This is a genomic window from Micromonospora sp. ANENR4 (assembly GCF_015354395.1).
Taxonomy (GTDB): domain Bacteria; phylum Actinomycetota; class Actinomycetes; order Mycobacteriales; family Micromonosporaceae; genus Micromonospora; species Micromonospora aurantiaca.
Genome location: NZ_JADKYQ010000002.1, coordinates 123,224 through 148,686, shown reverse-complemented (window position 1 = coordinate 148,686; position 25,463 = coordinate 123,224). Strand labels below are relative to the sequence as shown.

The 25,463-nt window shown below is 74.3% G+C and carries 17 protein-coding genes; 8 read left to right on the top strand and 9 right to left on the bottom strand.

Annotated elements, in window-relative coordinates; all coding sequences use genetic code 11:
- Window positions 1-117 precede the first annotated feature (117 nt).
- The gene (locus tag IRY44_RS03865) at window positions 118-4,263 is read left to right on the top strand and encodes a SpoIIE family protein phosphatase (protein WP_194799082.1); all 4,146 of its coding nucleotides are present in this window, start codon (window positions 118-120) and stop codon (window positions 4,261-4,263) included.
- Window positions 4,260-4,559: an STAS domain-containing protein gene (locus IRY44_RS03860; RefSeq protein ID WP_194799081.1), complete on the top strand. Its 300-nt coding sequence runs from the start codon at window positions 4,260-4,262 to the stop codon at window positions 4,557-4,559. Before IRY44_RS03865 ends, IRY44_RS03860 begins: the two co-directional genes overlap by 4 nt.
- Window positions 4,560-4,634: 75 nt before the next feature.
- On the opposite strand, the gene IRY44_RS03855 is transcribed toward IRY44_RS03860, so the two are convergent.
- Both IRY44_RS03855 and IRY44_RS03850 read right to left on the bottom strand, forming a co-directional pair.
- Complete coding sequence (locus IRY44_RS03855) at window positions 4,635-5,516, bottom strand: universal stress protein (protein WP_135240606.1); 882 nt, start codon at window positions 5,514-5,516, stop codon at window positions 4,635-4,637.
- 33 nt (window positions 5,517-5,549) lie between these two features.
- Window positions 5,550-8,210: a cation-transporting P-type ATPase gene (locus IRY44_RS03850; RefSeq protein WP_194799080.1), complete on the bottom strand. Its 2,661-nt coding sequence runs from the start codon at window positions 8,208-8,210 to the stop codon at window positions 5,550-5,552.
- Between the two features lie 109 nt (window positions 8,211-8,319).
- Here IRY44_RS03850 and IRY44_RS03845 point away from each other — a divergent pair, with 109 nt between their 5' ends.
- From IRY44_RS03845 to IRY44_RS03830, 4 genes are all read left to right on the top strand, one after another.
- Entirely contained in the window at window positions 8,320-9,132 is an 813-nt protein-coding gene (locus IRY44_RS03845) for a hypothetical protein (RefSeq protein WP_370584839.1), read from the top strand.
- Between the two features lie 41 nt (window positions 9,133-9,173).
- Complete coding sequence (locus IRY44_RS03840; RefSeq protein ID WP_013286843.1) at window positions 9,174-9,362, top strand: hypothetical protein; 189 nt, start codon at window positions 9,174-9,176, stop codon at window positions 9,360-9,362.
- Window positions 9,363-9,396: 34 nt separating this feature from the next.
- Complete coding sequence (locus IRY44_RS03835; RefSeq protein WP_194799079.1) at window positions 9,397-9,870, top strand: hypothetical protein; 474 nt, start codon at window positions 9,397-9,399, stop codon at window positions 9,868-9,870.
- 79 nt (window positions 9,871-9,949) lie between these two features.
- On the top strand, window positions 9,950-11,170 hold the full coding sequence (locus IRY44_RS03830) for an MFS transporter (RefSeq protein WP_194799078.1): 1,221 nt from the start codon (window positions 9,950-9,952) through the stop codon (window positions 11,168-11,170).
- Here the strand turns inward: IRY44_RS03830 and IRY44_RS03825 are convergent.
- Entirely contained in the window at window positions 11,098-13,872 is a 2,775-nt protein-coding gene (locus IRY44_RS03825; protein WP_194799077.1) for a LuxR family transcriptional regulator, read from the bottom strand. The genes IRY44_RS03830 and IRY44_RS03825 overlap by 73 nt on opposite strands.
- A 194-nt stretch (window positions 13,873-14,066) precedes the next feature.
- On the opposite strand from IRY44_RS03825, the gene IRY44_RS03820 reads away from it, so the two are divergent.
- Entirely contained in the window at window positions 14,067-14,588 is a 522-nt protein-coding gene (locus IRY44_RS03820) for an RICIN domain-containing protein (RefSeq protein ID WP_194799076.1), read from the top strand.
- Between the two features lie 53 nt (window positions 14,589-14,641).
- Here the strand turns inward: IRY44_RS03820 and IRY44_RS03815 are convergent, their stop codons facing one another.
- From IRY44_RS03815 to IRY44_RS03800, 4 genes are all read right to left on the bottom strand, one after another.
- Window positions 14,642-16,861 (bottom strand): carbohydrate-binding module family 20 domain-containing protein, encoded by a 2,220-nt coding sequence (locus IRY44_RS03815; protein ID WP_194799075.1) that lies wholly within the window; start codon window positions 16,859-16,861, stop codon window positions 14,642-14,644.
- A gap of 369 nt (window positions 16,862-17,230) precedes the next feature.
- Window positions 17,231-19,507: a catalase/peroxidase HPI gene (gene katG, locus IRY44_RS03810; protein ID WP_194799074.1), complete on the bottom strand. Its 2,277-nt coding sequence runs from the start codon at window positions 19,505-19,507 to the stop codon at window positions 17,231-17,233.
- Window positions 19,508-19,530: 23 nt separating this feature from the next.
- Window positions 19,531-19,959: a Fur family transcriptional regulator gene (locus IRY44_RS03805; protein WP_135240611.1), complete on the bottom strand. Its 429-nt coding sequence runs from the start codon at window positions 19,957-19,959 to the stop codon at window positions 19,531-19,533.
- A 134-nt stretch (window positions 19,960-20,093) separates the two neighbouring features.
- Complete coding sequence (locus IRY44_RS03800; protein ID WP_194799073.1) at window positions 20,094-21,095, bottom strand: glycoside hydrolase family 11 protein; 1,002 nt, start codon at window positions 21,093-21,095, stop codon at window positions 20,094-20,096.
- A 525-nt stretch (window positions 21,096-21,620) separates the two neighbouring features.
- Here IRY44_RS03800 and IRY44_RS03795 point away from each other — a divergent pair.
- Window positions 21,621-23,204: a ricin-type beta-trefoil lectin domain protein gene (locus IRY44_RS03795; protein WP_194799072.1), complete on the top strand. Its 1,584-nt coding sequence runs from the start codon at window positions 21,621-21,623 to the stop codon at window positions 23,202-23,204.
- A 31-nt stretch (window positions 23,205-23,235) separates the two neighbouring features.
- On the opposite strand, the gene IRY44_RS03790 is transcribed toward IRY44_RS03795, so the two are convergent.
- Window positions 23,236-23,715, bottom strand: a complete 480-nt coding sequence (locus tag IRY44_RS03790) for a hypothetical protein (RefSeq protein ID WP_194799071.1) — start codon at window positions 23,713-23,715, stop codon at window positions 23,236-23,238.
- Window positions 23,716-23,759: 44 nt separating this feature from the next.
- Window positions 23,760-25,412 carry a class I adenylate-forming enzyme family protein gene (locus tag IRY44_RS03785; protein WP_370584838.1) on the bottom strand — a complete coding sequence of 551 codons (1,653 nt, stop codon included), beginning with the start codon at window positions 25,410-25,412 and terminating at the stop codon, window positions 23,760-23,762.
- Window positions 25,413-25,463: the final 51 nt, after the last annotated feature.

The following is a 25,463-nucleotide window of genomic DNA, read 5'->3' as shown; positions in this document are numbered from 1 at the left end:
AGTCAGATCTCCCCGCCCCGGGTGGAGTGCCGGGGGCGCGACGGGGCAAGAAGCGACCACGAGGCCGCGACGCGGCCCGGACGAGCGGGACCGGACGGGGTGGGGGAGACTCGGGCGATGAGCGGCGCTGACACCGACCCGCGTACGCGTGCCGACGTCTTCGCCGTCGACGGTGAGATCGGGCCGGACCTGGCGCGGATCGACTGGTCGGCGCACCCACTGGGCCCGCCGGACACCTGGCCGCAGAGCCTGCGGACCGCGGTGCGGATCCTGCTGTCCTCCCGGTTCCCGATGTGGATGGCCTGGGGGCCGCAGCTCACCTTCTTCTGCAACGCCGCCTACCGGCGGGACACGCTCGGCCGCAAGTACCCGTGGGCGCTGGGGCTGCCGGCGAACGAGGTGTGGGCGGAGATCTGGGACGACATCGGCCCCCGCGTCGACACCGTGCTGCGCACCGGCGAGGCGACCTGGGACGAAGGGCTGCTGCTGTTCCTGGAACGCGCCGGCTACCGCGAGGAGACCTACCACACGTTCTCCTACAGCCCGCTGCGCGCCGACGACGGCGGACTGGTCGGAATGCTCTGCGTGGTCAGCGAGGACACCGAGCGGGTCATCGGCGAGCGGCGGATGGCGACGCTGCGCGACCTCGGCTCGGACCCGAGCGTCATCCGCACCGAGCAGGAGACACTCGCGTTCGTCAGCCGCCAGCTGGCCCGCAACCCGCAGGACCTGCCGTTCACCCTCACCTACCTGTACGACGACGGCGGGGCCCGGCTGGTGGAGGCGACCGGCCTGCCGGACGGGCACCCGGCGGCCCCGGCCACGCTGTCGCTCGATGACCCGGCCGCCCCGTGGCCGGCCGGCGCCGTCGGCGAGGGCGAGTCGGTGCGGGTCACGCTCGACGGCCCGGCCTTCGCGGACCTGCCGACGGGCGTCTGGCCCGCCGCGCCGGCCGAGGCGCTGCTGGTGCCGCTGCGCCAGCAGGGCGGTGCGCCGTACGGCTTCCTGGTCGCCGGGCTGAACCGCTACCGGGCGCTGGACGACGGGTACCGCGGCTTCGTGGAGCTGACCGCGGGGCATCTGGCCACCGGCATCGCCAGCGCCCGCAGCTACCAGGCGCAGCAGCGGCGGGCCGAGGAGCTCGCCGAGCTGGACCGCGCGAAGACCGCGTTCTTCTCCAACATCAGCCACGAGTTCCGCACCCCGCTGACCTTGATCATGGGACCGCTGGACGAGCTGCGCAGCCGGTTGCCGGACGCCGACGAGCGGGTCCGGGCCGAGCTGGACGTGATCCGCCGCAACGGCCTGCGCCTGGGCAAGCTGGTGAACAGCCTGCTCGACTTCTCCCGGATCGAGGCCGGGCGGATGCAGGCCCGCTACGAGCCGGTGGACCTGGCCGCGGTGACCGCCGACCTGGCCAGCGTCTTCCGGTCGGCGATCGAACGGGCCGGCCTGTCCTTCGAGGTCGACTGCCCGCCCCTGCCCGAGCCGGTACACCTGGACCTCGGCATGTGGGAGAAGGTGGTGCTGAACCTGCTCAGCAACGCGCTGAAGTTCACCTTCGACGGCACCATCCGGGTGGAGCTGCGCGGCGAGGGCGACGCGGCCGTGCTGCGGATCTCCGACACGGGCATCGGCGTACCCGCCGACGAGATGCCGCGCCTGTTCGAGCGGTTCCACCGCATCGAGAACGCCCGCTCCCGTTCCGACGAGGGCAGCGGCATCGGCCTCGCCCTGGTCAAGGAGCTGGTCACGCTGCACAGCGGTGACATCGACGCGCACAGCACGGTGGGCCGGGGCACCACCTTCACGATCCGGCTGCCGTTCGGCACCGCGCACCTGCCCGCCGACGCGCTCGCCCCGGCGGGTACCGACCGGACACCGGCGTCCGCCGAACCGTTCGTGCAGGAGGCGCTGCGCTGGCTGCCGGCCGAACCGGACGGCGCCGTCGGCGGGGACGACCCGGCCGGCGGAACACTCCAGCCACTGCGCGGCGGGGCACCGGCCCGCATCCTGGTGGCCGACGACAACGCCGACATGCGGGAGTACCTCACCCGGCTGCTGCGCTCGGCCGGGCACGAGGTGCACGCGGTCGCCGACGGGCGGGCCGCGCTGGACGCAGCCCGCGCGCACACTCCCGACCTGGTGGTCAGCGACGTGATGATGCCCCGGCTCGACGGCCTGCAACTGGTCGCCGCGCTGCGCGCCGACCAGCGGACGGCCGGCACCCCGGTGCTGCTGCTGTCCGCCCGCGCCGGTCAGGAGGCCTCGATCGAAGGGCTGGAAGCAGGCGCCGACGACTACCTGGTCAAGCCGTTCCCGGCCGCCGAACTGCTGGCCCGCGTCCGCGCGAACGTGGAACTGGCCCGGCTGCGCAACCACCACGCCCGCTGGCGTACCGCGCTCGTCGACTCGTTGCAGGAGGCGTTCTTCGTCTGCGACGAGGACGGCGCGGTCGTCGAGATCAACGCGGCGTTCACCGGCATCCTCGGGTACGGAACCGAAGGGCTGCCCTATCCGGCGGTGCACCCGTGGTGGCCGGACCGGGAGGCCGAGCCCGAGGCGCACCGCCAGGTGGCGGAGGCGTTCTCGACGCTCGTGGGGCAGACCCGTGGCACGTACACCGTGCCGGTGACCCACCGCGACGGGCACCGGATCTGGATCTCGGCCGCGTTCAACCAGGTCGACGACCCGGACAGCGGCCGCCGGATGATCGTCGGCACGTTCCGCGACGTCACCGCCGAGCACTACGCGGTGCAGCGGGAGACCGCCCTGGCCGGTCTCAGCATGCGACTGTCGGAGGCCGACGATCTCACCGACGCGCTGCTCGGGGTGCTGGACGAGCTGCGCAAGCTGTGGCGCGCCTCCGGCGTGCTCACCGCCGTCTTCGGCGACCTGCCCGCCCCCGAGGTGACCGCCACCGACCCGGCGGCACGGTGGGACACGCTGCCGCCGGAGCGCCGGCAGGCGCTGCTCGCGCTGCGGGACACTCCGCTGCTGACGCCGGTGGCGACGCGTACGCACGGCGCCGGCATCGCCGTCGAGCACCCGCACGGCACCATGGCGCTCTGGATCGACCTGGGCGAGAAGCGGCCCTTCACCGAGCAGGACCAGACGCTGCTGGCGCTGCTGGCCGGCCACATCGGTCAGGGCCTGCACCGGGTGCACCAGATCGACCAGCAGCGGGAGACCGCGCTGGCCCTGCAACGGGCCATCCTCGGCCCGGCGCAGCTCCCCGCCGGTTTCGCGGTGCGGTACTCCCCCGCCGCGATGCCGCTCAAGGTCGGCGGCGACTGGTACGACACCGTGGAACTGCCGGACGGGCGCATCGGCATCGTGGTCGGCGACTGCGTGGGACACGGCCTTCAGGCCGCGACGGTGATGGGTCAGCTGCGCAGCGCCTGCCGCGCGCTGCTGTTGCAGGACCCGAGCCCGGCCCGCACGCTCGTGGCGCTGGACCGGTTCGCCGCGCTGCTGCCGGGCGCGTCCTGCGCCACCGTCTTCTGTGGTGTGCTCGACCCGGCCACCGGCCTGATGCGCTACTCCAGCGCCGGTCACCCGCCGGCCATCGTGGTCCGCGCCGACGGCACTCCCGAGCTGCTGCAGCACGGCCGGTCCCGGCCGCTGGCCGTACGCCTCGGGCAGGAACGTCCGGAGGCGGAGACGTCGGTGCCGCCGCGCGCCACCCTGATGCTCTACACCGACGGCCTGGTGGAACGCCGCCGTCAGCCGATCACCGCCGGCATCGCCCGCGCCACCGACGCCATCCAGCAGGGCCACCACGCGCCGGTCGAGGTGCTGGCGACCGAGATCATGGACCGGCTCACCCCGGACGGGGGCTACCACGACGACGTGGCCCTGCTGCTCTACCGTCACCCCGGGCCGCTGGAACTGGAGTTCCCCGCCGAGTCGACGCGCCTGGCCGAGGTCCGCACCGCGCTGCGGGGATGGCTGGACCGTTGCGGGCTGGCCCCGGGTCACGCGTACAACATCCTGGTGGCGGCCGGGGAGGCGTGCGCCAACGCGATCGAGCACGGGCACCGCGACAACCCGGGCGGACGGATCCGGCTGCGCGCCGCCGCCACCGCCGGCGCGCTGCGCCTGAGCGTCACCGACAGCGGCCACTGGCGCGACCGGGACCAGCCTCCCGACCCGCACCGCGGCCGGGGACTCGTGCTCATGCGCGCGCTGATGGACAGCATCAGCGTCACCCCGGGGGCCACCGGCACCACCGTCGACATGCAGGCGAGGATCACGCCATGAGCACGTCCCTGACTCTGACCACGAGCGACAGCCCGGACGGCGTCCGCGTCCTGGCCGCCGTCGGTGAGATCGACATGAGCAACGCGTCCACCTTCGCCGACGCGCTGGCCGACGCCGTACGCCCCGACGGCGAACCCCTGGTCGTGGACCTCACGAAGGTGGAGTACCTGGACAGCGCCGGGCTGGCCGCGCTGTTCCCGCACGCCGACCGGATCACGCTGATCGCCGGCCCGCTGCTGGAGCCGCTGCTGACCATCTCCGGGCTGGCCGACCTCACCACGGTCCGCAGCGCCTGACGCCGCAGCGGCGTCAGGCGCTCTCGCGGGCCGGGCGCCGTCGGCCCTGTCGCCTGGCCGGGCGCTGCCGCGGGGTCAGGCGCCGTTGCGGACGATCACCAGCGGCGAGTGGGCGTGGTGCAGCACCGCGTGGCTTACCGAGCCGAGCAACAGCCCGCCCAGCGCGCCCCGGCCGTGCGCGCCGACCACCACGAGCTGGGCGTCCTTCGACTCCTCCACGAGCACCCGGGCCGGGGCGCCGCGCAGCGACCGCTGCCGTACCGGCACGTCCGGGTAACGCTCGGCCCAGCCGGCGATCGACTCGGCGAGGACGCGCCGGGACTCCTCGGCGAGCGCCTCCGGGTCGTACACCAGCGGCAGGATGTCGCCGGGGCCGATCGGGGTGGGGTACAGCCAGGCGTGCACCACGATCAGCGACGCGCCCCGGCGGGCGGCCTCCTCGTACGCGTACCCGACCGCCGCGGTGGACAGCTCGGAGCCGTCCACGCCGACCACGACCGGGCCATCGGCGCGCGCCTCGCCGCGCGTCACCAGCACCGGGCAGTGTGCGCGGGCCGACACCTGGAGCGTGACCGAGCCGATCAGCAGGCCGGCGAACCCGCCCAGGCCCCGGTGGCCGAGCACGATCAGCGCCGCCTCGCGGGACTCGGCGACCAGCACCGCAGCCGGTGCGCCGTCGACCACCACGCCGGTGACCGGGACGTCCGGGGCGACCTTGCCGGCCTCGGCGACCGCCTCGGCGACGACCCGTTCGGCCTGGTTGCGCAGGCCGGCGCCGGCGGGCGCGCCCGGGGCCGGGGTGAGCGGCGCGCGGGTCAGCGGCCAGATGAACGCGTGGACGACCTGCAGCGGCCGGTTGCGGTCGGCGGCCTCGCGGGCGGCCACCCGGACCGCGTCCAGCGAGGCGGCGGAGCCGTCCACGCCCACCACGACGGGGGCCTGCGAGTGGATCGTCATGTCGTCCTCCTTCACTCGTGCTCAGCCTGCCGGTCAGGCGGCCGGCCCGGCAGGGTCCGGGGTCACGGCGTGCGGGCCGTTGGTCCCGCGGAAACGGCGGGTCAGCCGCAGCACCAGCCCCGGCAGTACGCCGATCGCGGCGCAGGCGAGCAGGTCGAGCGCGCTGAGCGGGGACGTGCCGAGCAGCTCGCGCAGCGGCGGCAGCAGCACGCCCGCGACCTGAAGCACAGCGGAGATCGCCACCGCCACCGGCAGCGCGAGGTTGCGCTCGCGCGAGCCCGGGGTACGGATCGCGCGGACCGCCAGCGCCACGCCGAGCTGGGCCAGGCCGAGCACCACGAACACCACCGACTGCCACGGCCGGTCGGCCGCCGCGGCCCACACCCCCGCGCCCAGCGTCGCCGCGGCGATCAGCCCGCCGGTGACCAGCACGTCCCGGCCCAGGCCGGCGCCGAGCACCGACTCCTGCGGCGAGCGGGGCGGCCGGCGCAGCGTGCCCGGCTCGGCCGGCTCCGCGCCGAGCGCCACCCCGGGGACGCCGTGGGTGAGCAGGTTGATCCAGAGGATCTGCGCCGGCAGCAGCGGCACCGGCAGGCCGAACAACGGGCCGAGCAGCATCACCGCGATCTCGGCCACGCCACCGGCGAGCGCGTAGCGCAGGAAGCGGCGGATGTTGTCGTAGATCCGGCGGCCCTCGCCGATGGCGGTCGCCACGGTGGTCAGGTCGTCGTCGACGAGCACCAGATCGGAGGCCTGCCGGGCCACCTCGGTGCCGCCGCCCATCGCCACGCCGATGTCCGCGCGGCGCAGCGCCGGGGCGTCGTTGACGCCGTCGCCGGTCATCGCCACCACATGCCCCCGGTTCTGGAGGCCGGCGATGATGTCGAGCTTCTGTTCCGGCTGGGTCCGCGCGTACACCCGGGTCTCGGGGTGGGCGCCGCCCGGGTCGCCGTCGTCGCCGTTGGCGAGCGGGTCGCCGTCGCGCCAGAGCCCGAGCCGTCCGCCGATGGCGGCAGCGGTCGCCGGGTGGTCGCCAGTGATGAGGACCAGCCGGATGCCGGCCTCCTCGAAGCCCGCGGCGATGCCGGGCGCAGCGGCGCGCAGCGGGTCGCCGACCGCGACCAGGCCCAGCGGGCGCAGGCCGGTCGGCCGGGCCGGGTCGGGCAGGGTGTCGACCACCGCGGAGGCCACCGCCAGCACGCGCAGCCCTTCGGTGGCGAGCCGGTGCGCGGCGTCGGTCAGCTCGGCCAGTTCCGCGGCGTCGGCGTCCACCAGCGGCGCGGCCAGCAGGTTCTCCGGCGCGCCCTTGCAGACCACCAGGTAGCGCCCGTCGCAGCGGCGGTGCACGGTGGTCATCCGGCGCAGGTCCTGGTCGAACGGGGCCTCCGCGACGCGGGGCCAGGCGTCCCGGGTGGTGTCCGGGTCCAGGCCGCAGCGGGCGCCGAACGTGACGAGCGCGGCCTCCAGCGGGTCACCGATCGCCGTCCACTCGGGCCGCTCGTCGGTCGGCGGCGTCACAGTGGCGTCGTTGCAGAGCAGCCCGGCGCGGGCGAGGGCACGCAGCTCGTCGGGGGCGCTCACCGGCTCGCCCCGGTGGTGCACCTCGCCGTCGGGCGCGTAGCCGGTGCCGGTGACGGCGTAGCGGTCGCGGCCGGGGACGACCGCGTACTGCACCGCCATCCGGCCCTCGGTGAGCGTGCCGGTCTTGTCGGAGGCGATCACGGTGACCGAGCCGAGGGTCTCCACCGCGTGCAGCCGGCGGGGGATGGCGCGGCTACCGGCCATCCGGCGCGCCCCCAGGGCGAGCGCCAGCGTGACGACGGCGGGCAGCGACTCCGGTACGGCCGCCACCACGAGGCTGACGGCGGTGACGGCCATCTGCGTGACCGGCCGCCCGTCGAGCACGCCGATGGCGAAGACCAGCCCGGAGAGCACCACGGCGGTCAGGCCGAGCACGCGGCCGAGCGAGGACAGGCGTCGTTGCAGCGGGGTGGGCGCCGGCCGGGTCGCCGCGACCAGGGCGCTGATCCGGCCCAGCGCGCTCGCCGCGCCGGTGCGCGCCACGGTTCCGGTGGCGCGGCCGGTGGTGACCACGGTGCCGGCGCTGGCCTCCTCCCCCGCGACCCGGGCCACCGGCACCGACTCGCCGGTCAGCGCCGACTCGTCCAGGCTGAGGCGTACCGCGTCGGTGAGATCGAGGTCGGCGGGCACCACGTCGCCCGCCTCCAGCCGGACCAGGTCGCCGCGCACCAGGTCGGCGGCGGGCAGCACGAGGTCACGGCCGTCGCGGACCACACGCGCGGTCGGTGCGGCGAGCCGGTCCAGCGCGGCGACGGCCCGGTCGGCGCGTACCTCCTGCACCACGCCGATCGCCGTGTTGATCAGGACTACCAGCACGATCACGGCGGTGTCCGGGTAGTCGCGCAGCAGCGTGGTCACCACGGCGGCGGCGAGCAGCAGCGCCACCAGCGGGTCGGTGAGCTGGCGGAACACCCGGCCGGCCAGCCCGCGTTTGCGCGGGGCGGCAACGGTGTTCGGGCCGTCGGCGCGCAGCCGGGCGGCCGCCTCGGCCGAGCCGAGCCCGGTCGCGGGGGCCGGAGAGATCTCGGTGGGCGTCGTCGCTGTCGCCGGCCCGCCGTTGATCACCACATCGTCCTCCATGTCGTCGCCGCCCGCGCCGGGCAATCCCAGCATGCCGCGCGGGCGGGCACGGATCGCAGGGCCGAGGGCCTGTCGGATCCGGGACCAACGGCCCCCGCGTACGGGGCAGCGCGGCGCCCGGCGCGCCGGTAACGTCCGCTCGGTGAACCGGACACGCGTCGCCACCGGGCCGACACCTCCGTCCCGTCACCGGTGGCTCCGGTGGACGCTCGCGGTGCTCCTCCTCGCGTCGGCCGGGTGCGGGAGGGGGATCGGGGAGGAGAACGGCGACGCGCTGGCGCGCGACGCCGCGGCGGCGGAGGCGAAGCAGCTCAACACGGAGCTGGGGCACCGCAACCGGGCGCGGGACGCCGGGTCGATCGCGGCGGCCGAGATCGTCCAGGAGCCGACCGACGCCGCGTCCGGCGGTGGTGTGACAGTCCGGCGGGAGGCGCTGGCCTGGTCCGGGCGCACCTCCGGGAACGAGCGGGCCACAGTCGACGTGCGGTTCGTGGTGACGGTGCCGGAGCAGCCGCCGGTGTCGATCGGTGGCGCGAGCAACAGCGCCGGTGAGGCCGTGCGCTGCTACCGCTACGAGTTCGAGCTCTACCGCTACACGACGTACCACGAGATCGACTGTCCGAGCGGCCCCGCTCCCTCGCCGCCCACCGCCGCGCCGGTGCCGAAGGTGCCCGAGGACGGGCGGCAGCGACTCACCGCCGTGCTGCGCACCGCCACCGCGGAGACGCTGGCGGACGCGGTGCGGGCGGCCTTCCCGCAGGACTGGATCACCGTCGACACGACGGTGCACGAGGGCGCGCTCGTCGCCGCCGTCGGCGTACCGGCCGAACGGGACTGCCTTCTGCTCGTCCGCACGCCGGCCGGGAAGATCGAATCCCCCGGGTACGACCGGATCTGGCTGGAGCCGGGCGAGACCGGCTGCAAGACCGCCCTCTACGTGGCACCGCCGCGCTGACGTACCGGTTTGCCGCGTGGTCGCCGGGGCACCTGACGGTCATGACTGATCCGGAGCAGTTCCAGCGGCAGCAGGAGGGCGCGCTCGAGCGCGGGCAGGTGTTCCAGGACGCCGAGGGGCGGCGTACCCGGGACCCGGGTGCCGGGGCGGAGAACGCGGAGAGCGAGGCCGACCGCAACGCCGAGCGTCTGGCACGCGGCGAGGTGGGCCCGGGCGTGCCGGAGGACTGACGTGCCGAGGCGGGTGTCAATGTAGCGTTGACAGGTGACCCTGGACCACCTGTCCGAGATCGCCGCGGCCCGGGTCCGGCTGGACGACCGCGAGCTGGACCTGATCGACCGGGCCCGGCACGGCGGCGCCACCTGGGCCGAGATCGCGCGGGCGCTGGGCCTGGGCAGCCGGCAGGCCGCCGAGCAGCGCCGGCAACGCCTCGTCGCGGCCCGGCGGGCCCGCCTGTCCCGGCTCGATCCGGCCGGTGCCCCCGACCTGCCCGTGCTGCGGGCGGCGGTCACCGACCTGCACCGCTGGATCGAGGCGGACCGCGCGTGGGACGGCCGTTTCCCCAGTGCGGCGTTGACGCGCCGCACCTGCGCGCTCGCGCTGGACGCCGGCGCCGGGCCGCTGCACACGCTGGCCGCGCATCTCGCCGACGACCTGGCCGGGGCCGGGAGGCGGCTGCCCGCACCGGCATGCGACGCCGCCCGGCGCATCGTCGCCGCACTGTCAACGTCGCATTGACGTACGCCCGAGGCATTGCCTCTTGGCGGCTCAACTCCGGAGGATGTGAGTCCACCAGACTCAATCTCTCGGGGGATCCATGCGTCGCAACGCCGTCCTGTTCGTGGCCGTCTCGCTGCTGTCCGGTCTCGGCGGCAGCGCCATGGCCCTGGTCTGCGGCATCTGGATCCTGGACCTGACCGGCTCGACCGGGCTCGCCGCGCTGGCCGGGCTCTGCGTCTACGCCCCGACGCTGGCCGGCCCGTGGCTCGGCGGCCTGCTCGACCGGGTGCCCCGGCGTCCGCTGGTGATCGGCGTCAACCTGGCGCTCGCCGCCGCGCTGCTGAGCCTGCTGGCGGTACGGGGGCCGGGCGAGGCGTGGCTGATCTACGCGGTCTCGCTCGCCTACGGGATCGGCTACGTGCTCGTCGACGCCGGCGAGACCGCGCTGCTGCCCGCCGCGCTCCCTCCGGCCCGGCTGGCCGACGTCAACGGCTGGCGGTCGAGCGCGCAGGAGGGCGTGAAGCTGGTAGCGCCGCTGGCCGGGGCGGGCCTGTACGCGTGGCGGGGCGGGCACGTCGTCGCGGTGCTCGCCGCCGTCGTACCGGTGCTCGTGGCCGTGCTGTACGGCGCGTTACGCCTGACGCGGACCGTCCCCGCTCCCCCGGCCGCCCGCCCGGCGGGGGTTCGGGACGGGCTCGCCGCGCTGCTGGCCCGGCGGGCGGTACGCGTACCCGTGGCGCTCGCGGCGGTGTCCATCGCGATGTCCGGCTTCACCACCGCGGCGCTGTACGACGTGGTGGTCACCGGCCTCGGGCTGCCGTCCACCTTTCTCGGTGTGCTCGCCGGCGCCCAGGGTGCCGGATCGCTGCTCGCCGGGCTGGTGGTCGGCCGGCTGGTCCGCCGCCACGGCGAGATCGCGGTCGGTGCCGCCGGCACGGTCCTGTTCGCGGTCGGCTGTCTCGGGCGCTGCCTGCCCTGGTGGCCGGGCACCGTGGCCGCCTCGGTGGTGATCGGCGTCGGTCTGCCGTGGACGCTCGTCGCGGCGGTCACCGCCGTGCAGACGTACACGCCGCAGGCGATCCTCGGACGGGTCGCCGGGACCGCGAACACCGCGATGTTCGGCCCGATCACGCTGGCCATCCCGCTCGGGTCGGCGGCGGTCGCGGCCGGCGGCCGGCCGCCGCTGGTGCTCGCCGCCGTGGCGTGCCTGGCCGCGGCACTGGCGGCGGCCGTCCGGCCGGGTCGTCAGCCCGCGGCCGGCGGGCCGGACAGGTGGCGGATCAGCTCCGGCCGGGAGCGCAGCCGAAGCTTCCGGTAGACGTTGCCGAGGTGGTACTCGACGGTCTTCGGTGACAGGAAGACCCGGGCCGCGATCTCCCGGTTCGTCAGGCCCTCCGCCACGTGCAGGGCGATCAGGCGTTCCTGGCCGGTCAGCCGGTCGACGGTCCGGTCGCCGGGTTCGGGCGGCCGCCGGCCGGTGGCGTCGATCTCGGTGCGGCACCGCCGCGCCCAGCCCTGCGCACCGAGCGCCTCGAACAACCGCAGCGCGGCGTGCAACTGGACCCGCGCGTCCCGGCGGCGCCGTGCCCGGCGCAGCCGCTGCCCGTAGCTGAGCAGCGTCCGGGCCCGTTCCAGCGGGACGACGGCGGGATCGCACCGGGCCAGCGCCGCCGCGAAGACCTCGTCCAGGTCCGGTTCGCCGGCGAGCAGGCCCTCGACGCGCGCGGCGGCGGCCCGGGCGGCGGCACCACCCGTACCGGCCAGGTCGCGCAACCGCCGCACCGACCGCTGCGGGTCGGACAGGTGCGCGTACGCCTCGGCCAGCTCGGCCGCGACGGGCAGCCACCCCGGTTCGGCGATGCCGCCGTCGCGCTGGGCCCGGCGGACCCGTTCCAGCTCGGTCACGGCGTCGTCCCAGCGCGCCCCCACCACCGCCACGATCCCGGTGGCGTATCGGAGCCGGACCTCGATCTCCCGGAACTCGCCCGGCAGGAGCCGGCGGGCGTCGCCGACGTGCGCGAGCGCCTCCGGCTCCTCGCCGAGCAGCGCCTCCACCAGGGCCAGCGCGGCCAGCGCCTCCGCCCGCAGCACCGGAAGCGCCACCTGCTCGGCGATCCGGACCGCCTCGGCGGCGGCCTGGTACGCCGCGTGCAGCCGGCCGGTGCGCCACTCCAGCCCGGCGAGCCGGGGCAGGGCGTACGCCAGCAGGAACACGTCGTCGGCGGCGCGGGCCCGGTCGATCTCCGGTTCCAGCAGCGCCCGCGCGGTGTCGTGGTCCCCGATCCAGCAGAACACCTCGGCCAGCTCCGCCGCCGATCCGTCGGCGTGGCCGGCGCAGGCGGCGAGCAGGGTACGGGCCGACGCGACCCCCTCGGGCAGCCCGGCCAGCACCTGCGCCGCGGCCAGCCGGATCGGCCCCTTCGGCCAGGTCGCGCCCGTATCAGCGGCGGCCAGCTCGGCCACCCGCGCGCACAGCGGCACCATGCCGGTGACGTCCAGCCGCGCCCAGAACTGGTTGACGCGGGCGCTCATCAGCCGGGCCGCGCCGAGCGGATCCGCTTGCGCGTACGCCTGCGCGTCTGCCACGTACGCCTCGGCGCCCGCCATGTCACCGTGCTGCTGCGCCAGGTGGGCGAGCAACGGCTTGACCCGGCAGCGCAGGTCGGCGCGCCGGGTCAGCCCGATCGCCTCCTCGCCCAGAGTGACGGCGTGCCGGCTCGCGCCGGCGTTGGCCCAGGCGCGGGACGCGGCGGCGAGCCGGGACGCGCGTACGTCCGGGTCGGGGGTCAGACGGGCGGACCGCTCGTACGCGCGGGCCTCGGCCACCACGCCGCCCCGGCGTTGCGCCCGCTCGGCGGAGCCGGCCAGCAACGCGGCGACGCCCTCGTCGGGCACGGTGGTGGCGGCCGCGAGATGCCAGGCCCGGCGGTCGGCGGTGTCGTCGCCGGTGAGCGCGGCGGCCACCGCCAGGTGGGCGGCCCGCCGCCGGCCGGGGCCGGCGACCGAGTGGACCGCGGCGCGGGTCAGCGGGTGGCGGAACGTCACCTCGCGGTCGGTCACCCGGATCAGCCCGGCGTCGACCGCCGGGTCCAGCACGCCCAGGCGCAGCCCGTCCGCCGCCAGGATCCGCTCCAGCAGCGCCGGGGTGGTGGCCTCGGTGACCGCGCAGGCGACGAGCGCACGCCAGGTGTCGTCGGGCAGCCCGCGGGCGTGCGCCAGGACGGTCATCTCGATGCGGTCGACGAGCACGAGAGGCTCCCGCAGCGGCAGCCATCCGTTGCGGTGCTCGTCGGACAGCGTCGCCGGCAGTTCGGTCAGCGCGAGCGGGTTGCCGGCGGTGGCCGCCGCCAGGTCGGCGGCGACCCGGCGGTCCAGGCCGGCGCGCATGGCGAGCCGGATCGCGTCGTCCCGCGCCAGACCGGTCAGCGGCAGCTCCGGCAGGCCGGGCGCGGGGAACGCGGGGGCGTCGCGGGCCGCGAAGACGACGGCGACCCGGTCCGCGAGCAGGCGCCGGGCGGTGAACAGCAACGCCTCCGCCGAGGCCGGGTCGATCCAGTGCGCGTCGTCGACCAGGCAGAGCACCGGCGTGTCCTCGGCCGCCGTCGTGAGCAGGCTCAGCGTCGCCACGTACGCGGCGAGCCGGTTGACCGGACCGGAACCGCCGCCGATGGCGAAGACGGTACGCAGCGCGTCGGCCTGCTGAGCGGGCAGATCGCCGAGGCGGTGCAGCAGCGGGCGCGCCAGTTGGTGCAGCGCGGAGAACGGCAGCTCCGCCTCGAACGGGGCGCCGGTGGCGCGCAGCACCCGCATCCCGGTGGACCGGGCGGCACAGTGCTCCAGCAGCGCCGTCTTGCCCACGCCCGCCGCGCCGCGCAGCACCAGGGCACCGCCGTGACCGTCGACCGCGTCGGCCAGCAGCGCGCCGAGCCGCCGGCACTCGTCGGCGCGCCCGAGCAGGGCGTCCTCACCGGTGTCCGTGGCCGTGCCGACGGCACCGGCCGGCGCCGGACCGCTGCCCATGACCGCACGCTAGCCGCCGGTGTGGTCCGGGCGGGCGGGCGCGACGCGAACCCGACAGGGTGCCCGCGCGGCCTCGTCGACTAGGAGGAACCCGGATCCGGGGGCCGTCACGGATCCCTAGCGTCGTCCCCAGTCGTCCGGCCGGTGACCACCGGCGGAAGCGGGACGGCGACACGACTCCGAGGGGAGACACCATGATCGGGAAGAGAGCGGCCGGGGTGCTGGCGGCGGGACTGCTCGCCACCGGGTTCGGGGTGGCGTCCGGCCCGCCGGCGCAGGCCGCGACCGGCCACTACGCCATCGTCAACTACGGCAGCGGCAAGTGCCTCGAGGTGGACCGGTCCGGTGCCCCGTCGTCGCTCGGCGGCCGGGTCGTGCAGCGCACCTGCGACGGCCAGGCCGTGCAGCGCTGGTCGCCGGTGGGCCGGGACACCTACACGTTCGTCAACCAGTTCAGCGGCATGTGCGTGGACGTCCGCAACGGGGTGAACGCCGACGGCACGCCGTTGCAGCAGTGGGCCTGCACCGGCACGTCGAGCATGAAGTGGACGGTCGACCCGAACTCGTTCGCGGGGGTGCACCAGATCAGGTCGCAGATCGGTGGCCGGTGCATGGACGTGCGGAGTGGATCGGACGCCGACGGCGCGACCGTCCAGATCTACCGCTGCACCGGGTTCGGCAACCCGGCCCAGGTCTGGTCGTTCGCGGCCGTCTGACCGGCGCGGATGCGGCCCGTCCCCAGGGGTGAGGGGGACGGGCCGCACGATCGTCAGCGCCAGGTGTCGCTGACGGCCCGGGTGCCGGCGGCCGGCGTGGTGAGCGTCCGGTTCGCGCCGGACTCCCAGATCACCGTGCCGTCCGGGTTCTTCTTGACGTACTTGTACTCGACAGCGGTGTTCGCGGGCAGGTCGACTGTGGCCCGCCAGACCGGGTAGGCGGCCGGCGAGAGGGCGACGGCGGCGGCCGGGTTCCAGCCGCCGAGCGCCGGGATGTTGCCGACCACGAACACGTTCTGCCCGTAGACGGTGGTCGCGGTGGCGGAGAACGTGGTGGCCACAGTCGTGCTGACGGTATCGCCGCGGAACGTCTCGGTCACCGCGTACGTGCCGCCGGCCGGGGTGGTGAACGTCCGGTTCGCACCGGACTCCCAGGTGACGGCGCCGGCGGCGGTCAGCTTGACGAACTTGTACTCCGCCGCGGTGGACCGGGGCAGGCTGACGGTGGCGCGGTAGGTGCCGCCGCCCTGCGCGGCGAGCTTGACGCCGTTCGCGGGCGTCCACGAGCCCAGCTCGGGGATGTTGCCGACGACGTGGACGTCCTGCCCGGCGGCCACGTTCGCGGCGACGGTGAACGTGGTGGCGATCCGGTCAGCCGGGCTGACGGTGGGCGACGCCGTCGGCGAGGCGGTCGGCGAGACCGACGGGGACGCGGTCGGGGAGGCCGTCGGAGACGGGCTCGCGCCCGGCCGGGCGTTCACGTGGATCGCGACCGCGTCGTCGGCCGGGAGGGTCACTGTGGCCCGGCCGCCGGACACGGTCACCGTGGAGCCGGTGCAGCCGCTGCCGGTGGCGACGCCGGAGATGACGTCGCAGTACCGTCCGTCGGCGAGCCCGGTGACGAAGGTGGCGGTGGTGGCCGAACCGGAGTCGTTGATGCCGATCCACGCCCGGTCGCCCCGGTGGAAGCCGATCACGTTGCTGTTCACCGTGGTGAAGTCCGAGACGGTCCTCACCGGGCGGGCCGCGTTGGCCCAGCCGACCATGCCCTTGACGCCGGTGGTGCGGCTCAGGCAGTTCCAGGCGGCGCCGCAGACGGTGTCGGTGACCCGGCCGGTGCCGTCGTGCGGCGGGGACTGGTTGCGGTTGGACCAGGTGAAGCTGTCGTAGACCGACGGCTTGCCGTGCGGGTAGGCAAGCGCGAAGTAGTTCGCCAGCACGTAGTCGGTGCCGTTCTTGTACGACAGCACCACGCCGTCGCGCTCCAGGTCGTGGTTGGTGACCATGGCGAAGACGTTGGCGCCGGGCGCGTCGAGGTTCCAGTTCGGCACGTTCGCCAGCGCCGAGATCGAACCCTGGAACGCCGAGCGGATGCCCTTGGCGTACGCGAAGTCGAGCACGTCGCCGTTGCCGATGTAGGCGCGGGCCTGCAACGCCGGGTTGCTCGCACCGTCGAAGATCTCCTGCGCGACGTACGGGCGCCGGCCCTCGGCGACGGTGTCGTTCAGCTTGCCGAGGATTGCCGCGAAGTCGTCCTTGCGGATGTGCTTGACCGCGTCGACCCGGAAGCCGTCGACGCCGAGCCCGATCAGGTCGTTCAGGTAGCCCGCGATCTTGTTGCGGACCGCTTCCTTCTCGGTGTAGAGGTCGGACAGCGACAGCAGCTCGCAGCTGGTCACCTGGGCCTCGTTGTTCCAGTCGCTGATCGTGCCGCCGGTCGGGCAGTTGTCGCCGGGGCGGTGGAAGTCACCGTCGCCGTACGGCACGGCCGGGTAGCTGTAGCCGGAGAACTCGGTGCCGGCGTAGCCGCGGGTACCGGCCGGGTTGTTGGTGCCGGCCATGTGGTTGACCACCGCGTCGACGTAGACGCGCACACCGGCGTTGTGACACGCGGTGACCATCGCGGCGAACTGCTGGCGGTTGCCGAACCGGCTGTCCAGCTTGTACGACACCGGCTGGTACACCTCGTACCAGGGGTACGCGCCGTCGGCACTGGCGGGCAGCTTCACCGACTCCTGCGGCGGCGCCACCTGCACCGCACCGTATCCGGCTGGTCCGAGGTGGTCGGTGCAGGCGGCGGCGACCGAGGTCCAGTTCCATTCCCAGAGGTTGGCGGTCACCTCGCTGTCGTTGAGGACGACGGCGGCGCGGGCGGGGGCGGGGGCGGTGGTGGCGGCGGCGACGGCGACGGCCACCGTGCCGCCGGCCGCGACGAGCGCGGCGGCGAGCAGCAGACGACCGGCGCGGCCACGGTGTGGCCTGGCGGAGTGCATGGCTGGGGGACCTCTTCCGTGGGTTCGAAAGGGTGAGCGGGGGTGGGGCGGCCGTCCCGGGTAGCGAACACCATGCGCCATCCATGAAAGTCTTTGCAAGGGCTTGCGGCAAAGTTTTCGAAACCAGCAGGCAACACGAGTAGGCTCGGATTCGCGACCACCAGCGACGATCCACGCTGGACCGAGTGGGCCGACGCTCAGCCGAGATCCCGCTGCTCGGGACGGGACGAACCGCTGCGCGGGACGACCGCAACTTCCGAGCAGATTTTCCAACGTTTGCGGGCCGGCGCGTGCTGCTGATCCCCCGGACACGGACGAGCCCCGGCCCGTCGCGGCGCGACGGACCGGGGCTCGCTCGGATGTGGCGGATCAGGCCAGGTCGAAGCGGTCCAGCTCCATGACCTTCGTCCAGGCGGCGACGAAGTCGCGGACGAACTTCTCCCGCGCGTCGTCGCTGGCGTAGACCTCGGCGAGCGCCCGTAGCTGCGAGTTGGAGCCGAAGATGAGGTCGACCGCGGTGGCGGTCCACTTCACCTGGTCGGTCGCCAGGTCGCGGATCTCGTACACGTGCTCCTCGGACTCCGCCGCCTTCCACCGGGTACCCGGGGAGAGCAGGTTGACGAAGAAGTCGTTGGTGAGCACGCCGGGCCGGTCGGTGAGGACGCCGTGCGCGGCGCCGCCGACGTTGTTGCCGAGCGCGCGCAGACCGCCGACCAGGACGGTCATCTCCGGCGCGGTCAGGTTCAGCATGTACGCGCGGTCGACGAGCAGCACCTCCGGCTGGGTCTTCTCGCCCGGCCGCAGGTAGTTGCGGAACCCGTCGGCGCGCGGCTCCATCACCCGGAACGACTCGACGTCGGTCTGCTCCTGGGTGGCGTCGGTGCGACCCGGGTGGAACGGCACCGTGACCTCGACGCCGGCGTCGCGCGCCGCCTGCTCGACAGCGGCCGAGCCGGCCAGCACGATCAGGTCGGCGAGCGAGATCTGGGCGCCGCCGGCGGCGTTGAACTCCTGCTGGATGCCCTCCAGGGTGGCCAGCACGGTGGCGAGCTGCTCGGGCTGGTTGACCTCCCAGTTGCGCTGCGGCTCCAGCCGGATCCGCGCGCCGTTGGCGCCACCGCGCTTGTCGGTGGAGCGGTAGCTCGCGGCCGAGGCCCAGGCGGTGGAGACCAGCTGGGCGGTGGTGAGGCCGGACTCCAGCACCTTCGCCTTGAGCGCGGCGACGTCGGCGTCGTCCACCAGCTGGTGCGCGGCGGCCGGCACCGGGTCCTGCCAGAGCTGGGCCTCGGGCACCCACGGGCCGAGGAAGCGGCTGACCGGGCCCATGTCACGGTGCAGCAGCTTGTACCAGGCCTTGGCGAATGCCAGCGCGAACTCGTCCGGGTTCTCCAGGAAGCGGCGGGAGATCTTCTCGTACGCCGGGTCGACGCGCAGCGACAGGTCGGTCGTGAGCATGGTCGGCTTGTGCTTCTTCGACGGGTCGTGGGCGTCCGGGATGATCGCCTCGGCGTCCTTGGCGACCCACTGCTTGGCGCCGCCGGGGCTGGTGGTCAGCTCCCACTCGTAGCCGAAGAGGATCTCGAAGAACCGGTTGCTCCACTGGGTCGGCTTGTCGGTCCAGGTGACCTCGAGGCCGCTGGTGATCGTGTCGCCGCCCTTGCCCTCGCCGTACGTGCTCAGCCAGCCCAGGCCCTGCGCCTCCAGCGGCGCGGCCTCCGGCTCGGGGCCGACGTGCCGGTCGGCCGGGCCGGCGCCGTGGGTCTTGCCGAACGTGTGGCCGCCGGCGATCAGCGCGACGGTCTCCTCGTCGTTCATCGCCATCCGGCGGAACGTCTCACGGATGAAGTGCGCCGCCGCGAGCGGGTCGGCGTTGCCGCGCGGGCCCTCCGGGTTGACGTAGATCAGACCCATCTCGGTCGCGCCGACGCCGGCCACCATGTCCTTCTCGGAGGCGTAGCGCTCGTCACCCAGCCAGGTGTCCTCGGGACCCCAGAAGATCTCCTCCGGCTCCCAGACGTCCTCCCGGCCGAAGCCGAAGCCGAAGGTCTTGAAGCCCATCGACTCCAGCGCCACGTTGCCGGCGAGCACCAGCAGGTCGGCCCAGGAGATCTTCTGGCCGTACTTCTGCTTGACCGGCCAGAGCAGCCGGCGGGCCTTGTCCAGGTTGGCGTTGTCCGGCCAGCTGTTCAGCGGCGCGAACCGCTGCCCGCCGTCGCCGGCGCCACCGCGGCCGTCCTCGATGCGGTAGGTGCCCGCGGCGTGCCAGCTCATCCGGATCATCAGGCCGCCGTAGTGGCCGAAGTCGGCCGGCCACCAGTCCTGCGAGGTGGTGAGCACCTCGCTGATGTCCCGCTTGAGCGCCTCGACGTCGAGCTTCGCGAACTCCTTGGCGTAGCTGAACTCCGGGCCCAGCGGGTTGCCCTTGGACGAGTGGGCGTGCAGCACCGACAGGTCGAGCTGGTTGGGCCACCAGTCGCGGTTGCTGCGCGGACGACCGCCGGTCTTCGGGGTCGGCGAGTCGATCGCCGGGTTCTCGCTCTCGCTGCCGTGCGCGGTCACCGAGTCGTGCGCGACCGGGCAGCCGGCCGCCTCCTTGGCGTCCACGCCCTGCGGGCTGACGGGCCGGTTGTCCTGGGTGTCGCTCATCTGCTTCCTTCCGAACTGGCGGATCACTGGGCGGTGCGGTCGGCCGCGCAACCGGGGCAGGTGCCCCAGTAGACGACCTCCGCCTCGTCCACCACGAAGCCGTGGTCGTCCGAGGCGGTGAGACAGGGGGCGCGGCCGACGGCGCACTCGACGTCGGCGATGGCGCCGCAGGAACGGCACACGACGTGGTGGTGGTTGTCTCCCACCCGCGACTCGTAGCGGGCCGTGGCGCCGGCCGGCTGGATGCGCCGGATCAGCCCGGCGTCGGTGAGGGCCCGGAGCACATCGTAGACCGCCTGGTGGGACACGGTGGGCTGCTCGGCGCGGACCAGGGCGATCACCGTGTCGGTGTCGACGTGCGGGTGGTCGCGCAGCGCGGACAGCACCGCCAGGCGGGGCCGGGTCACCCGCAACGAGACCGCCCGGAGCTGCGTCTCGAAGTCGGCCGTCATGCGACGACCTTAGTCCGGTCTTTTGGAATCAATCAAGTTTTTGCCCAGGTGTGTCGGCCGTCACATCATGGCACTCCCGGCGCACGAAACGGGGGTGCCGCGCCAGGCGCGGCACCCCCTCCCCGGAAAAGGGCTCAGGCGGCGGAACAGGTCGCCGTCGGGGTGTTGCTGTTGCCGTTCTTGTAGAGCGTGATGCCGAAGTTGTTGCCGTTGCCGTTCGGGCGCGCGGTGAGCGTGCCGCTGGTGCCGCTGATCGACGCGTTCCAGCTGTTCTGCAGGCTCTGCCCGCCCTGGGTCTGGATGCTGACCACCCAGTTGCTGGTGCCGCTGACCGAGAAGGTCACGTTGAACCGGTCGCCCCACTCCTCGGCGCGGCTGACGCTGACCGTGCAGCCACCGTTGTTCGGCGGCGGGGTGGTCGGGTTGCCACCGCTGGTCCCGCCGATCGTGATGTTGGAGTTGCCGCTGCTCTGGTAGCCCTCGGTGGCCAGGATCTGGTAGTCGTGCGAACCGAGGTTCATGCCGTAGCGCGACCAGGCGTCGAAGTGGTTGCCGGAGGTGATGGTGCCGCCCACGCGCTTCGACTGGCGGACGCTCCAGTACTGGTAGAACGTCCGGGTGCCCTCGATCGAGGGGGCGTTGACCCGCTGGGTGCGGTAGATGTCGTACGTGCCGCCGTCGGAGGACACCGAACCCATGTAGCCGCTGCCCGGCGGGCGCCAGCTACCCCAGCTGTCCACGATGTAGTACTCGACGAGCGGGTTGCGCGTCCAGCCGTAGAGCGTCAGATACGCGTTGCCGGACGGGTTGAAACTGCCGGAGTAGCTGACCGTGCGGCGGCCGCCCGGGTTCCAGCCCTTGCCGGCGACGAAGTTGTTGATGTTGCTCCACTGGGTGCTGTACTGACCACCGTTGCCCATGGTCATGGAGACGTTGCCACTGTCCTTCCAGAAGGAATAGAAGTAGCCGTTGTTGGTGCCGGTGGAGTTCGACGTGACGGTGGTGTCGGCGTAGGCCGGACCTGACGCGACGGCCGTCGCCCCGGCGGCGATCAGCGCCACGGCACAGGCACCGCCGAGGGCCATCCTGAGGCGTCCGCGCCTGCGGATGCCCGTACGGACGGGGGCGTCTTTCATGGACGGGTTTCCTCCCTGTGACGGCTGGCGGGCGGCCAGCTTCCGGTGGCGCGAGCCGCGGGTGCTCGCCCGCCCGCGGACGGCGGGACCGGGGCGACAGCCGCGCCACGGGTGGTGGTCGGACATCGACGTCAATCGAGATACGCCGATGGCCACAGTATTGGAGCCCTGGTTCATCCTGTCAACAAGTTCCGGAAATGTTGTGGTAACCCCGGCCCGGACCCTGAACGGCCGTTACGGCTGCCGAAAAGCGCCTCCGAACAGCATCGACGGGCCGGCGACAGCTGCCCGGACGTCATCGGAGGCGATGGGATCCCGAAAACTTTCGGTTCTGTTCCGGATCAACACCGCCACCGCCGGTAGGCGCGCGCGAGCGGGCGGGGCCGGGCCGGACCGTCCACATTTGACGGCTCGCCGGACGCTCGGTTCAATGACGGCCGGACCGGATCGGACCCGATTCCGGCCGGGTGAACCGAGGACGCCGCGCACCGGCAGGGCGTCCGTCATCACCGGAGGGACCGCCCTGTGACACCCGATGCCCCCGGCGCGCGCCCGCGGCCGCGCCGGATCCCGCGCGGCGTCGTCGCCGCCGGCGCCGCCGGGCTGGCGGCGCTGAGCCTGGCGGTCGCCGCCCTCAGCGGGAGCGTCGCCACCGCCCGCGACGACGAGCCGGCCGGCCGGGCCGTCTCCGCCGAGCACCTGGCCGCCATCCGGGCCGCTGCCCGCTCCTGCCCCGCGCTGACCCCGGCGCGGCTGGCCGGGCAGCTGATGGCCGAGTCGGGTCTGGACGCGCGGGCCGAGCGGACCGCGTCCGGCGGCCGGGGCCTGGCCGGACTGGACGACGAGCGGTGGCGGACCTGGGCGCCGTGGCCGGACGCGCAGCGCACCGACGGCGCGGCCAACATCCTCGCGCTGGCCCACCACATGTGCGACCTGGCCGGGCAGGTGCGCGCGGCTGCCGTCCCCGGCGACCCGTGGCGGTTGTCGCTCGCCGCGTTCCACACCGGGTTCGAAAAGGTACGCGCCGCCGAGGGGGTGCCCTCGGCGGCGGTCCCGTACGTCGACGAGGCCGGCCGGTACGCCGCCTACTACGGGCGGCAGGACGGCTTCGCCGAGACCGGCCCAGCCGGCGGCGAGGGTGAGCGCCGGCAGCCCAGGGCGGTCCCCGCCGCGTACGTCCGCCTGGTGGTACGGGCCGGCTCGGTGTGCCCGCAGGTGCCCCCGGCCGCTGTCGCCGCGCAGCTGATGGCCTCCTCCGGTTTCGACCCGAACCTGCTCGGCGACGGTGGCCGAAAGGGCATCGCCCAGTTCCGGCCCGAGCTGTGGCGTGCGTACGGCCCGTCCGGCGCCTCGCCGTGGGACCCGCAGGCAGCGGTACCGGCGGCCGGCGCCACGCTCTGCGCGCTGCGGCGGGAACTGGCCGCGCTCGACGGCGACCCGGACCTGCTGGCGCTGGCGGCGTACCGCGACGGGACCGACGCCGTGCGCCACACCGGCGGCGACTTCGACGCCGGGACGCAGGCGTTCCTGCGCACGGTCCGGGAGTTCACCGACTTCTACGCCCTCGACGGCCGGCTGCGCGGCACGCCGGCGAGTTCCGGCACCCCGTCGCCCGGTACCCGGACGCCGAAGCCGCCGGCGTCGTCGGCCGCGCGCCCGTCCACGTCGGCGCCGGCGGCGGGCACGTCGAAGGAACCGGCGAAGCCGGCCGCGCCGGTCCGCCCGGCCGGCGCGAAACAACTCGTCGGCAAGGAGACCGGCCTGTGTGCCAGCGGCGGCAGCGGGGACGGCGTACGCGTCGTGCTGCGGGCCTGCCGGGAGGAGCGCGCCCAGTGGTGGACGTTCGCGTCCGACGGCAGCGTCCGGGTCGAGGGCGGCCTCTGCCTGGACGTGGCGTGGGGCGAGAAGCGCGACGGCGTACCGGTGCAGACGGCGTGGTGCAGCGGCAACCCGGCGCAGAAGTGGGAGTGGATCGAGAGCCAGGGCCGGCGGTCGCTGTTCAACCGGGCGACCGACCGCTGCCTGGACGTCGACGGGCACGCCGCGGGCGCGCCGCTGAACGCCTGGACCTGCGTGTTCAACGTGAAGCAGACCTGGTCGCTGCGCTAGCCGGGCGACCAGGCCCGCCGGCCGGGCCGGATCAGGGAGTCGAGCCGAGGACCAGCCCGAACGCCCCGCAGCAGGCCAGGCCGACCACCGGCAGCAGGACCAGCATGACGCTGTAGTTGGACCACAGGCCGAACCGGGTGACGTCGGTGCCGTAGCCGTCGTACACCCGGTTGCGCCACCCGCCGAAGCGGAACGCGAGGTGGTGCGCGGCCCCCGGCTGTACCGCGAGCGTCGTGGTGACGAGCGGGACGCCCATGAAGTCGGTGTACCTGACGTCGTGCGCGCCGGCCGGCACCGCCACGTGCCAGGTCCCCTCGCCGGGGATGGCGACCACCTGACGGTTGATCTTGAAGCGGCTGGTCACCGGCACCGGGATCAGGTACGGCCCACGGTTCACCGAGACGACGAGCACCCCGCAGCCGGGCGGCGGGGTGATCGGGTGCGGGTAGGCGATCAGCGGGCTCACGCCGCCGGGCATCGGCGGGTACGGCTGCGAGGGGAGGTAGGACACGGCTGGATTCTGGCACGGCCGCGCCAGCCGTCGATGTCCCCCGGTCAGCCGGTGCCGGGCGCTCCGGCGCCGGCGAGCAGCCGCTGTCGCATGAGGAACTTGCGGACCTTTCCGGTCGGCCCGGTGACCACGTCGTCGTCGGGGACCGTCACCACCCGCCGCAGCGTCGCGGCCACCGCCGGCCCCAGCGCGGCCCGGACCCGTTCGGTACGGTCGTGCGCCGGATCGGCGTCGGCGGCGAGCAGGAGCAGCACGTCGGTGACGGTCGTGCCGTCCTCCCCCGCCGCCGCGAGGACTGTGCAGTCGCGGACGTCCGGGCAGTGCCGGAGGATGCGCTCCTCGGACAGCGCGGTGTACAGCCAGGTGCCGCCGCCCAGGTCGACCGCGTCGCTGGCCCGGTCGACGTGGTGGTAGTCGCCGGCCGCGTCGCGGTACATCAGGTCGCCGGTCAGGTAGTAGCCGCCCAGCCGGGTGCGGTACGTGGTGACCGAGTCGTTCCAGTAGCCGAGCGCCAGGGTCGGCGACTTGAGGCCGACGTGCCCCACCTGCCCCGGCGGGACCTCCTCGCCGGTGTCCACGTCGAGCAGGGCGATCTCGGCGAACGGGTACGGCTTGCCGACACAGCGGTCGTAGCGGTCGCTGCCGAGCCGGTGGGTGATCCGGAACGCGCCGTGCCCCATCTCGGTGGAGCCGAGCATGTCGACGAACTTGGAGCCGGGAACGTCGACCATGCCGTCGCGGGTGTACGCGGGATGGCTGCCGACCGCGACGAGCCGGCGGACGTGCGCCTCGTGCGCGCAGTCACCGGTGTTGAACCAGTTGCGCACCGAGCTGAGGTCGCGGGTGGTGAGGTCGACCCGGGCCAGCTCGGACCAGGTCACCGCGAAGCCGAACACGCCGGTGGGGCGCCACCGTTCGATCGCGGAAAGGATCGTCTCGGCGCTGCGCGCGAACGGGCCGCCCTGCGCGGACAGACACAGCAGCTGGTAGCCGTTGCAGAGCGCCTGGTTGAGCGTGATGATGCCGGCGGCGTGCGCGGCCGGCAGCGCGGACATCTCCCGCACCTCGCCGTACGGCCGGGACTCGGTGAGCCGGACCGCGCGGATCGCGGCGAACAGCCCGTGGTGCGAGTGGACGATCGCGGCGGGCACCCGGGTGGTGCCCGAGGAGTGGGTGATGACCACCGGTTCCTGCGGGTGGTGCCGGTGGTGCGGCGGCGCCTGCGCCGGGTCGCCGGTGCCGGTCTGCGCCGCGTCGCCGAGGATCGGCGCGCCGAGGGCGTGCTCGGCCAGGGCGGCGTGGTCGGCGTCGACCACCACCCCGGCCCCGCGCAGCCGCCTGACGAACTCGGCCGCCAGCTCGACCGGCATGTTGCCGTTCATCAGCGCCGGGATCGCGCCGAGCCAGGTCAGCGCCAGGAAGTTGAGGAACACGTCTGGTGCGGAGGTCACGTACACCGCGACCGGGTCGGCCCGGCCGACGCCGCGCGCCCGGAACCAGGCGGCCCGGGCCGCGACCCGCTCGGTGAGCGTGGCGAGCGACAGCGGCGTCCAGGCGGGGATGCCGTCGACGTCGGCGTCGAACGTCACCCGGGGCATGTCCATGTCGGCGCCGTGTTCGGCCAGCCGGAGCAGCACGTTGCCCGCGCCCAGCTCCATGTCGGCCGCCAGCGTCGCCCGGAAGTTGTCGGCACCCAACGAGTGGCCTCCTCAGCTGACACGCGTCACGGCCGCGCCCCGTACCGGCCG